General features: G+C 40.4%; 10 protein-coding genes and 1 pseudogene. 1 reads left to right on the forward strand and 10 read right to left on the reverse strand.

Annotated features, from left to right (window positions below):
• The first annotated feature begins 50 nt into the window (after positions 1–50).
• Positions 51–1,241, forward strand: a complete 1,191-nt coding sequence (locus H6G40_RS17880; protein ID WP_190538085.1) for a HEAT repeat domain-containing protein — start codon at positions 51–53, stop codon at positions 1,239–1,241.
• Between the two features lie 444 nt (positions 1,242–1,685).
• Here H6G40_RS17880 and H6G40_RS17885 read toward each other — a convergent pair whose 3' ends face one another.
• The 10 genes and pseudogenes from H6G40_RS17885 to H6G40_RS17925 all read right to left on the reverse strand — a co-directional run bounded on the left by H6G40_RS17885 (position 1,686) and on the right by H6G40_RS17925 (position 10,458).
• On the reverse strand, positions 1,686–3,926 hold the full coding sequence (locus H6G40_RS17885; RefSeq protein ID WP_190538087.1) for a glycoside hydrolase: 2,241 nt from the start codon (positions 3,924–3,926) through the stop codon (positions 1,686–1,688).
• A 282-nt stretch (positions 3,927–4,208) separates the two neighbouring features.
• Positions 4,209–4,385, reverse strand: coding sequence for a transposase (locus H6G40_RS24220; RefSeq protein ID WP_353847187.1), 177 nt, complete (start codon positions 4,383–4,385; stop codon positions 4,209–4,211).
• A gap of 49 nt (positions 4,386–4,434) precedes the next feature.
• Entirely contained in the window at positions 4,435–4,746 is a 312-nt protein-coding gene (locus H6G40_RS24225) for a transposase (protein WP_368845298.1), read from the reverse strand.
• Positions 4,628–5,410 (reverse strand): helix-turn-helix domain-containing protein, encoded by a 783-nt coding sequence (locus H6G40_RS24230; RefSeq protein ID WP_002737655.1) that lies wholly within the window; start codon positions 5,408–5,410, stop codon positions 4,628–4,630. The genes H6G40_RS24225 and H6G40_RS24230 overlap by 119 nt, the downstream gene beginning before the upstream one ends.
• Before the next feature lie 72 nt (positions 5,411–5,482).
• Entirely contained in the window at positions 5,483–5,923 is a 441-nt protein-coding gene (locus H6G40_RS23765; protein WP_071590315.1) for a glycosyltransferase, read from the reverse strand.
• Between the two features lie 279 nt (positions 5,924–6,202).
• Positions 6,203–6,652, reverse strand: a pseudogene (locus H6G40_RS17905) (glycosyltransferase); the annotation flags it as partial.
• Between the two features lie 199 nt (positions 6,653–6,851).
• The gene (locus H6G40_RS17910; RefSeq protein ID WP_069475641.1) at positions 6,852–7,577 is read right to left on the reverse strand and encodes an FkbM family methyltransferase; all 726 of its coding nucleotides are present in this window, start codon (positions 7,575–7,577) and stop codon (positions 6,852–6,854) included.
• A gap of 22 nt (positions 7,578–7,599) precedes the next feature.
• Positions 7,600–8,625: an FkbM family methyltransferase gene (locus H6G40_RS17915; RefSeq protein ID WP_184891200.1), complete on the reverse strand. Its 1,026-nt coding sequence runs from the start codon at positions 8,623–8,625 to the stop codon at positions 7,600–7,602.
• A 13-nt stretch (positions 8,626–8,638) separates the two neighbouring features.
• Complete coding sequence (locus tag H6G40_RS17920; protein ID WP_123230489.1) at positions 8,639–9,559, reverse strand: glycosyltransferase family 2 protein; 921 nt, start codon at positions 9,557–9,559, stop codon at positions 8,639–8,641.
• Between the two features lie 95 nt (positions 9,560–9,654).
• On the reverse strand, positions 9,655–10,458 hold the full coding sequence (locus H6G40_RS17925) for a Uma2 family endonuclease (RefSeq protein WP_069473798.1): 804 nt from the start codon (positions 10,456–10,458) through the stop codon (positions 9,655–9,657).
• Between the last annotated feature and the right edge of the window lie 365 nt (positions 10,459–10,823).

Below are 10,823 nucleotides of genomic sequence, written 5' to 3' on the forward strand. Positions count from 1 at the left end.
GTCTGACATTCTTGAGATAGGTAGCACGAAAATCGAGGCCATTTCTCACGATGCAAGCTCTGCTAGAAAAAGCTCAGATAGCGTTGAATAAAAAGGACTGGGAGACAGTAAACGCCAGCATACAGCGACTTTTAAACCAAAAAGATGCGATTGAATCGATTATTAACGATGAAATCCTCGATTTAGCCCTAGAAGCTTTACAAAAATGCGATTTTCAACAGCGATGGGAAATAGCGAAACTATTTCCCCAAATCGGCAAACCAGCGATCGCTCCTTTAATTGCCCTGTTAGAATCCGAGGATCAAGATGGGGAAATGCGCTGGTTTCTGGCGAGAATTCTCAGTCAATTTGACGATCGAGCCTGTATTCTCGCTCTCAGTCAATTATTGCAAAGATCGGAGGAGGAGGAACTCAGCCAAATGGCTGCGGCTGCTTTAGCTAATATCGGCAGTTCTGCCATCTCCAGTTTAGGACAATTACTGTCCGACTCTAATACCCGTTTTTTAGCCGTACAAGCTTTATCACAAATTCGCCGACCAGAAATTATCGAACCGCTTTTAACCGTAGTTAAGGATCAATCTAGCGCCATTCGGTCTATGGCGATCGAAGCTTTAAGCAGTTTTCACCATCCCCAGATTACTGTGATTATCCTCGATGCTTTACAGGATCCGGCCATCGAGGTGCGACGGGAAGCAATTAAAGCTAGTAGTTACCTAGGGACGAATTATCCCCAAGCAGATTTAGTTAACCATCTGCAACCGCTGTTATTCGATGTCCACCTTGAGATCTGTCAAGAAACTGCGATCGCTCTCAGTCGTATCGGCACAGCAACCTCAGCTAAAGCTTTAAATCCACTCCTGCAATCTTCCTTAACTCCCGATAGTTTAAAATTAACTGTAGTGCGAGCATTAGGCTGGATCGAGGATGGAGAAGCTTTAAATTATCTAGAAAAGGCTTTATATAGCGAAAATGTCTTGATTTGTCGGGAAATTATCGCTATTCTTGGCCGGCAAACCTCCCAGAAATTACGCCAACAAGCAGGGGAAATTCTCAGTAATTTTTATCACTCCCGTCCGGCACTCTTCACTGATACGGGAGTTAAACAGTCTCTAGCGATCGCTTTAGGAGAATTAGAGCGGGATAATAAAAGTATTTTGCTGACTTTAGCAGCCGATGGGGAAGCAATCGTCCGTCTCCATGCTCTTAGCGCCCTGAAAAAGCTAGATCATAGAACTATATAGCTAATTTCCCGCTGCACAGATGTGATGAATTTGCCCAGTGATCCGCATCCATTTCCCCAAGGATAGCGTTTAATTTCTCCTGCACTTCTTGAGCAGATTGGGCTTTAATGGCAAAATTGACAGAAAGCAATTATTCTCTATTTTCTTCTCTCCGTCTCCAGAATTCCTCTCTCTAGAATACCAGAGCAGTTTTTTTTTAGGGAGCAAAAACTAAATCTATCTGATTAGTTAAAGCTAAAACATAAGTACCTAAGCAAAATTAATTACACATTTCGATAAAGCTTTTGCCTATTGCCTATTGCCTATTGCCTCTTGCCTGTCTTCACTAGGAAATTTATTTTGCATGACTACTTATCTTTCTACTATTACTGATCACTTACTAATAAATGATTCTAGCTGATAGCTGATAACTAAAAAACTGATTACTGATTACTGATCACTGATTTAAGGTCTTTGCAGGAAGATTAATTCTTCAACGGGGAGGAAATCATAGTATTGACCTTGATTAGCTAAAACTGCGATTAAATGGAGACGAGCATCGGGTTCAATGTGTAATCCTTCCCAGGGGACGGCAATCTCCAAACATTGATTAAAAGAAGCTTTGGCACTACTAGGAACTCGTTGCCAAGTCAAATATTCTTGAGCGACTTCTAACCAAGTAAATTCCGTGATTAAATTAACCCCTAGATGATGATGATAACCGTAATTGAGGGGCGATCGAGGGGGAATATCTGTTAGGGGAATTGGACTTTGCAGACGATGCACTTCATCATAATACCAATATAAATGCACTTCAGGCGGGATATCTTTGCCTAATTCTGCCCCCGGTTTCCAATCGAAACGCAGATAAAAATTGAGGTGATCCCAACCGAAAAAGAGCCTTTGTACTAAGGAAGTCCGGTGCATTGTACCACTGGCGCCGCCAATTTCGATCCGTCCAGCTTTATCCCAATCCTGTTCGTCCCCAAAACCGTCGATAATGGGGTGAATAAAAGCTAGTGGACGATTACTTTGTTTATCTCCGTGTTCTTCCACCGGTTCGAGCAAATAGGAGGGAATTGGCTCATTTAAAGCTTGATAAAGAGCGATCAGGTGTTCGCGGAAAAGTTGATCAAAAATTGCGTCATGATTGGAGGAATGACCATAACCAAACCACCAAAACCAATCGGAACCCTCCGCTGCATACAATGCTTCCCACGCATCGGGGTTATTATCTTCCGTCGCTTCCGGGTGATTAGCGAGGGTTTGACGGGCTAAAATTAGATATTCCCAAGCTTTATTTTTAGCGGGATCGCCGATCCAAGTGGTAAAATTGGCATCGATCCAAGAGCCGCTATGAAGTTGATGGCTGGGTATTTTTGCATTAGCCGGAAAGCGATCGAGATATTCCGAGACGGTGACTAATTTGATCGCTTGGTGGTCGCTTAAAAGTTGATAAAGATTCTCTAGGAAGGGTAAACCGTCTTGATGATAGTTTTCCCAGCAGTTTTCGCCATCTAGCGCAATGGTAACTAACCAGGGTTTTTCTAGGGTCGTGGTTTCTGCGTTAGTTTTCAGTTGTTCGGCGATCGCTTCTAGGTGTTTAACTAAGTCTGTAGCGGCCTCTTGCGCTTTAATGCCACTATAGCTAAATCCGATCAGATCCGAGAGACGATGATCGCGGAAAACCATCGATAAATTGCCGTTGCTAGTTTCCAGAAGGTAGGGACGATAAAGCAATTCCGGTTCGCTAATATTGCCTTTTTCGTCGCGATGAAAGTAATGTCCCAGAGACCAACCTAACACCCCCTCATCGGAACATAACCACTGAAAACCCTGTTTAGCGACAGCGGGGAGAATTGCGGGACTAACGGATTGTTCCGAGGGCCAAAGTCCTCGAGGTTGTTTATCAAAGCGATCGATATAGATTTGCCAAGCTTTCTGGAGATGGCGGCAAATATCTTCAGGATAGTGGAAATATTGGCGAGGAAGGGTCATATTCGGCACCGCTACCCGGCCGGCTTCCGAGTTGGACAGCAGGGGTAAAATTGGATGGGTGTAGGGACTGGTAATGATTTCTAGTTGTCCAGTTTCCTGCATTAACCGGTGTTGCGGCAAGATGCGACGCAGAATTTGACGCTGTTTGGAGATAATTCGCTGGCGATCGCTTAAAGTAAAGTTTTTTCCCTGTTCTAACCAAGCAGCGATTTCTGGGTCACTGTGAAAGATAGGATCGATCCAAGCGAGGTTATGCCAAGCCAAGAGATCGCTATAATCTTGCAGATTCCAATGGCTAATACACCAACTATGACCGTTTTCTTGACGCTGTGCGTATAATTGGGCGTAACGGGGGTGCGGATCGATCAGGGTACGATGGTTAGCATCGAAAAAGTGTTCGAGGATAAAGTGTTTTTGTGCCAGGGTTAACTGCGCTTCTGGGGTGACGGTGAGAGCAAGATAGGGGTCTATAGCTAGTCCGTTGACGTAATCCTCTAATTGCAGGATTAAAGAGGGGACAAGGTTGACGGTTTGGTGTAATTTGGGAAAACGTTCTAGAATCAGGATTAAATCGAGATAATCTTTCACCCCATGCAGTCGCACCCAGGGTAAGCGATATTGTCCCGAAGCATCGGTGCTAGTTTGACAGGATTTGTAGAGGGGTTGGTGTTGATGCCAAATAAAAGCGACGTAGAGAGGATAGGCCATGATAATACCGAGAAAAAGTACATATAACAGGCTTTAAAGCCGTTATATTAGATAATAATGGACAATAAAGCCCATTATAGATTCTTAAAAGTTGATTTCGGTCACTACCATAATCCTATCAACTGGTTTTGAGGGGGTATCGTCTCTTTGTATTTGTTAAAGGATCGGCTCCTCTGGTGGTGAGTATTGGGAGTTCAGCAGTAAGCTGTTCGTAATTTAAATTGCGGGCTATCCTGGTTTTCCTGTATTAATTTTTGTTATGAATTAAAGCAAGCAAACAGCTTAATTGGTAAATTCATAACTTATTCTTTTAATAAGCTTTATTTTGGTATTCATTCCCTCAATTAATCCGCCAGTTGTATGATTTTCAAAGTAATTACAAATACCAGGCAAATGCTTCTGGATCATGCTGGCACTACTTTGATATAATATCCCGCTTTTCCAATTTTCTCTCAGCACCTCTGAACGTTTTACTACTTTGATAAATTTGTCTAATTTCTTCTTTAATTTACCAGACTATTCCCAAGCATGAATGTTCTTTCAGGATAACTTCTAGTTGTTGTTTTTGCTCGTGCTTTAAGTCCTCTTTATTCTTCCATAATAAATGAGGTAATCCTTTTTCATGCACCCCCATTAACTTTCTCAATTTATTAAGCTCGTCATTGATGATAGCCATTACATGAAAACGATCATAGATGATTTTAGCATTGGGAAATAATTCCTTGCTCACTGCTGTAAATCCTGACCACATATCGACGCTCACTTCTTTCACCTTCTCCCGAACTGTTTCTGGCTGTGCTTTTAAGGATTCCCAATTCATCTTGCTTATGTCCTTTAATCACATCTAGTAAAATTTTCTTGTCCAGATCTACGACCGTTGTTATGAAATCTTTATGTCCTTTTAAGTTACTAAATTCATCTAAGCTTATTCGTTCTGGTGCTTCCCACTCTTCCTTTTCTAGTTCTTTAGCACAGTGATTAAATATTAACTGAACTTCTTCCCATCCTAACCCTTCTTCTCGACTTATTTCTTCGATACTACAATTTTTTACTCTCTCATAAATCATCGATTCATAGCGGATTGTATGATGCTGTCTTAATCTCATAAAACTCCTGAGAGGGGGACAAGCGAGCCAGAAGGTAGATAGGGCAAGCAATATCGCTCTTTGTCTTTTGATGCAATCCTTCAACCGATAGCGGCTAATTTGCATTAGCTCTTCTATATTTTTTGGGAACATTTGATGTAGCTGGAGCCAATGATAGAGATGTTGACCCACATAAAAACTGCTGTGTCTGCGTTGACCTTTATATCTTTTTTCGGGTCTTGTGACATATTTTTGGATTCCCATATCCTTAATTTTTTTACCTTGTAGTGTGGCACTTGTATAGGCGATAGCTATAACAATTATCAGCTTTGATAGGTATTGCGGTGCTAATTGAGAACCTTCTAAGCTATAGCATCCCGACTTAAAATCTCGGAACATCTCCTCAATATCAAATCTTTTTTGATCGGCAATTATTGCCGTCTCTAAATCCCCAAAATTTGTCAGAATATATTAAGGTTCTTTTGTTTGAAAACCCCCATAGGTTTTTTTCCACTTACCCGCTAAGTTAAACTGTCCAAATCCCTGCTCTTTTGTAATATTGACATCCTTCAAAAATAGTTGAGTTCCTGGACTTAAACCTAACTCTCTCATTTCTGGATAAATTCCTTCTTTTGTCTTCACATTTGTACTTTTGTCTTTAATTTTTTTAACAACTTGATAGCCTTCCTCCCATTTCTCCAAAAAATTGACGATTAGTTCGGGGGGATATTGAAAGTCGGCGAAGACTAAAATAACCGCATCCCCAGTTCCTTGTAAAAGTCCGTAATAGCTAGAACGAACAAAGCCAAAATTCCTAGCGTTAATGATAATTTTAACTCTAGAGTCGCTTTGAGAGATTTGCTCTAATATGCTGACTGTTTTATCTTGAGAGTCATTAGACCTCGACCTAATATTATCTCAAGACTAAAAGTCTTTCTAGTTAAGAAGCTTGCCCGAATAGAAATAATTTTAATTGTCCCATGTTTTTCTTAAAGGATGTTTGAAAAGTCAGGAGACCACTAGGGGTAGTGTCGTGATATATAGCGTTTCTCACACCTGTGAGGCACAGTTAAACCTTTGCTAATTAGGGTTTTCAACATCGATAATATACCTCTTGCGAACAGGAAACGCTATAGGCGCTTTCAGGCTTCTGTTATTGAAAAGAGAGGCAATTTTTCGAGGTTGCTTATATTACAATATTTCATTGTACAGCTTTAAATACTTAGATGCTTGAATCTCAAGAGTAAATTCTTGCTCCACTTTTTGCCTTGCCCGAATGCACAATTGGTTATACCTTTCTGTATCTTCTAATACCCAATTAATTCCGCTTGCTAAGTCTTCCACCTCGAAGGGGTGAGCCAGATAACCATTCTCTTGATGTTCGATCATATCAGGCATTCCACCAATTTTAAAGGCAACAGATGGAGTGGCACAAGCGAGAGCTTCCATGACTGTATTGGGAAGATTATCCTCAATTGAGGGAGCGACAAAAATATCGGCGGCGGCATAGACTAAAGCTAGGGAAATATCATCATTTAATCTGCCTAAATAATGGGTTTTTAAGCCAAAATCAGGCGGATTCACTGGTTCAGAGGCACCGAAGACCACTAACTCTAATTTATGCCACCATATTTCCCCCTGCTGTTTAACGGGGAAATAGAACCCAACAGTATGACTGTGACGTAGTACCTCAACGGGAGTCTCACCGTATATGTATTTAGGGAGTTCGCTCCGAAATTCTCGCACCCCAATTTTCTCAATGTATTGTGTACATAGTGTAGCACTATTTGAGAAAGGATATTAACAAATAACTTTGCTCATGTTTTACCAGATTAAAAATTTAATCTGGTTTAAAGAAAATACCATCCATCTGCAACACCCTCCCAGTTTTTTCGGCAGTAAAACCTGGTTCAATACCGTACAGTTCGTAACCTAATTTTTCTACGATATCAATCATTTCTTTAAACAGGACTTGACCTTCATAGAGAGGGACTAAAGATAATTCAAGCTTAATACCTTTAACCAAAGGCAAAATTGCTGTTGCCCCTTCTAGCACTTGTTTTTCCAATCCTTGCACATCTATTTTGAGAAAAATGGATTTAGTTTCGCTTTTGATATAGTCCTTGGCCAGGGTATCTAGCCTGCTCAATTTTACTGTTTCTGAACCAGAGTAAGCTGATTCGGGGGCAGATTGTACGTGAGCATCCAGCATTGGCAAAGCTGAACTACTCTGGCTGTTACCAGCAATATTGATGATAATTTCACCTTCTTGGTTGCCAATGGCAGCTTGGGGAGCAATTTCCCACAGAGGGTCTTTTTCACTGACAGCTTTTAATTGAGAGTAAGCACTTGACAGCGGTTCAAAGGAAACTATCCTCCCCGAATAGCCTAACTCTCGCAGTAATTTAGCATATTGCCCAATATTAGCACCAACATCGAATACTAAGTCAATATTGTGATAGGCTAACAAGCGCTGCATTTTCGCCGCTTCGGATGTTTGTACATTGTATCTTTTTAGATCAATTCCTAAACTTCTGGCGAGTTTCTTGATTATTTTTTTAGGCATAAATTTTGAGTGATAATTAATTTTATTCAAGAGGCAATCCAACCCAGTCCCATGAAACAAATACATCAGGACTATTGATTTGACATAATTTTCCTTTGGAACTGACTCCATATATATCGTAGTTATGTTCATTCAAGAACTCTTTTGTTTTGTCAGTTGACGACCAATTTTCAACTGCTTCTACCACCAATATTGGCTTATCTCTTTTAATTATAGTTTCGCATCCCTGAAGAGCAAGAGGCTCAGCCCCTTGAATATCCATTTTTATGATATTTACATTTTGCACCTGGTCAATTAAACCATCTAGGGTACATACTTGTATTTCATATTCTTGAATTAAATCTCGATTATTTCCTTGTTCTAATACTTCTACGCTTTCTAATTGACAGCCACTATTCTCACTAGAATCTGCCAGTAATTTTTGTCTTCCTTCTGTATTGGATACGGCTTCGTTATGAAGAACCACGTAATCAGTTAGTTGATTTTGCTTTACATTGTATTCGAGCAAGGAAAAATTTAGTGGATTTGGCTCAAAACTATGAATAACTCCTGACCAACCACGAGATTTTAGCTCATAGGCAACAATTAGGGTATAAACACCATGATGTGCTCCTACATCTAACATGACAAATCCAGGTTTAATTTGACTAACAATATATTGAACTAAGTGGTATTCTATTTCACCAACATAATATCCTTGAACTGACATTAAACTGCCAGAAGAGCGAAAATTGATTTTTCCTCCATATATCTTGAAGTCTTGGGGATGCTCTACAACCAATAAATCATGAAATTGTTTTAATAAAAAAGGTTTCAGATAGAATTTACTATCATGACGTAATAAGAGGGATTGGTGATAGAACCAACGCATCGGTTCTCGAATAGACTTTGTAATTGGCAGTAGAGGATATCCAGCAGATTTGTAAGCTGAGGCAACACTCTTAAGCGTATTTTTGAACATTTTTTTAAACATAGTAATATAAAAAATGAAAGTTGTTGGTTTCCAAGTATTTATTGAAAGTCTCAGATTTTCAATATTAGCAAACAAGTAAGAATTGTATTCAAAGCTTAAAGATTGTTTTTAATTTCCTCTCTATGCGCTCAATCAAAGATGCCTGACAATAAACACGATAGGTAAAGTTATCTGCATCAATATGAGGAATTACATAGGGTGGATGACGTAGGGGGAAGTCCATCTCTTCTACATTAACACTGTTAACCGGAGTTCTAGCATTTATTGTGTGCGTAGCGTTTGCACCAAAACCAATATTGCTAACTAGATTCATATTAGGAATAATAGCTAAACCATGCTGAAGAAAACAAGAGAGTATCCAGCGGTAGCCCCAGCTATTAATCTCTTCATCATAAGTTTTTTGAAATACTTTTGTCCAATATTTTGTTTTTTGAGGATTCCGTAAAATATACTGAAGCAGATTATCCTGTTTGACTTCGGGCCACAGACTCATATCGCCATCATAATAGTGCCACGCCCGCCTCCAAGTTGCCCACCCCCATATAAGGTTAATCTGAGAAAAATAATAGCTATACTCGGTACGCTGGCGACCCAACTGAAAGTTACAACCGATAATAGACATGATTCTCTCATCATTTTGATAGTAATCAAGCAATTCCTGACAAAATCGAAAGAAACTAGGATCTGGTAAGCAATCATCCTCAAGAATAATCGCCTCTTCAACCATCTCAAAAACCCAATCTAAACCACTCGATACCCGATTTTTACAACCTAAATTTAAATCAGAGTAATTCGTCAATACCTCACAATCCCAATCCACACCCTCGATAATAGCACGGGCCGCCTTACACTTTTCAATATCATCTGGTCTATCGGGACGCGGACCATCGGCAACCACTAATAACTTAGGTGGTTTCGCCTGACGAATGGCTTCAAATACCCTCGCTGTCGTATCAGGTCGATTGAAAATCAGGAAGGCCACAGGAGTGGTTAGTTGGAAGTCAGTCATAGACGAATTTACTTTTAACTCGTAGCATCCTAACCCAGCCTGACCAAATTGTCAACCCTAGGCTAGTGGGACTACCAAAATCCACCCAGAGGAATTCAGAGACTTTCAGGATTAATCCCCAATTCCCTGAGTTTAGCCGCCAATCGTTCGGCTTTTTCTTCGGCTGCCTCAGCTTTCTGTTGTGCTTCTTCAGCTTGCTGTTGTGCTGCCTCAGCTTTCTGTTGTGCTTCTTCAGCTTTCTGTTGTGCTTCTTCAGCTTTCTGTTGTGCTTCTTCAGCCAACTCTCGCGGGGTTGGCAACAACATTCCATCTAAAGTCGCCCAGCGAATCCAGACGGTTGTTACCCCTCTATATTTTCCCTGCCAACGAACTAAAGCTAATCCCAAACGACCACTGATTAGCCATCCTTTCTCGTTGGGTTGCCGCGGTTCATATAGTCCATCAACTAAGACAAATTCGGCAAAATCTTCAGGATTAAAAGGATCGTACCAGAAATATTCAGGCACTCGTAACTTATCTTGATAAATCTGTTTTTTCTCGGTTTTGTCTATTTGGGTGGTACTTTCCGAGAGGAGTTCAATCACTACATCGGGAGCTTTTCCCTCCTCCCAAGTAACCCAACTTTTTCGCTCCCCTTTTGGTACACCTAAGACGGCAAAAAAATCAGGTCCTTTGAAGTCTTGATTTTTCAGTTGTGCTGTACTGAAATAGACAAACATATTGCCACTGGCATAACCATCTTCTCGTCGGTCTAGCCAAGGGGATATACTGTCTATTAACAGATCCATCTGCCATTTATGCCTTTGAGTTTCCATGGGTACTCCATCATCGCAGGGAAGTTCATCTTGGGTGGGTAATGCAGTTAACTGCATTGGTTGACTAAACGTCAGAGTTTCCATATTTCTGTCCTAGATTTTGGGTTTAGTTATGTAGATTTTCTAGATTTTTTGCCCTCTTTCAGGCAAATACTACTTTAATTGAGTAGCTACAGCAATTCTAAATGATTCGTGAACGGGCAAGGAGCTTAATCCCATTGTTCAGCTGCTTATTGTCAAGGGTTTAGGGGATTACTATCTGTTCTATCACAATTCTAGACTAAGACGCATTGGCCCTTCTAGGTTCTGTGTGAGCATGGTATAATGGTAACACAGAACAGGAGGTGAGTTATGTGGATAAATTTTGATCAACTCCTCGATTTACCAAATGTAACAGTGGTCAATTATCAAAAAATTGCTCAGACAATTTTCCTAAAGCTCGCTCTTTT

This window comes from Microcystis viridis FACHB-1342, assembly GCF_014698335.1.
Taxonomy (GTDB): domain Bacteria; phylum Cyanobacteriota; class Cyanobacteriia; order Cyanobacteriales; family Microcystaceae; genus Microcystis; species Microcystis ichthyoblabe_A.

Excerpts from the sequence above, each read along its gene's own strand:
- H6G40_RS17880 (WP_190538085.1), top strand. The coding sequence starts at position 51 with ATGCAAGCTCTGCTAGAAAAAGCTCAGATAGCGTTGAATAAAAAGGAC.
- H6G40_RS17885 (WP_190538087.1), bottom strand. The coding sequence starts at position 3,926 with ATGGCCTATCCTCTCTACGTCGCTTTTATTTGGCATCAACACCAACCC.
- H6G40_RS24225 (WP_368845298.1), bottom strand. The coding sequence starts at position 4,746 with ATGAATTGGGAATCCTTAAAAGCACAGCCAGAAACAGTTCGGGAGAAG.
- H6G40_RS24230 (WP_002737655.1), bottom strand. The coding sequence starts at position 5,410 with ATGTTCCGAGATTTTAAGTCGGGATGCTATAGCTTAGAAGGTTCTCAA.
- H6G40_RS17910 (WP_069475641.1), bottom strand. The coding sequence starts at position 7,577 with ATGCCTAAAAAAATAATCAAGAAACTCGCCAGAAGTTTAGGAATTGAT.
- H6G40_RS17920 (WP_123230489.1), bottom strand. The coding sequence starts at position 9,559 with ATGACTGACTTCCAACTAACCACTCCTGTGGCCTTCCTGATTTTCAAT.
- H6G40_RS17925 (WP_069473798.1), bottom strand. The coding sequence starts at position 10,458 with ATGGAAACTCTGACGTTTAGTCAACCAATGCAGTTAACTGCATTACCC.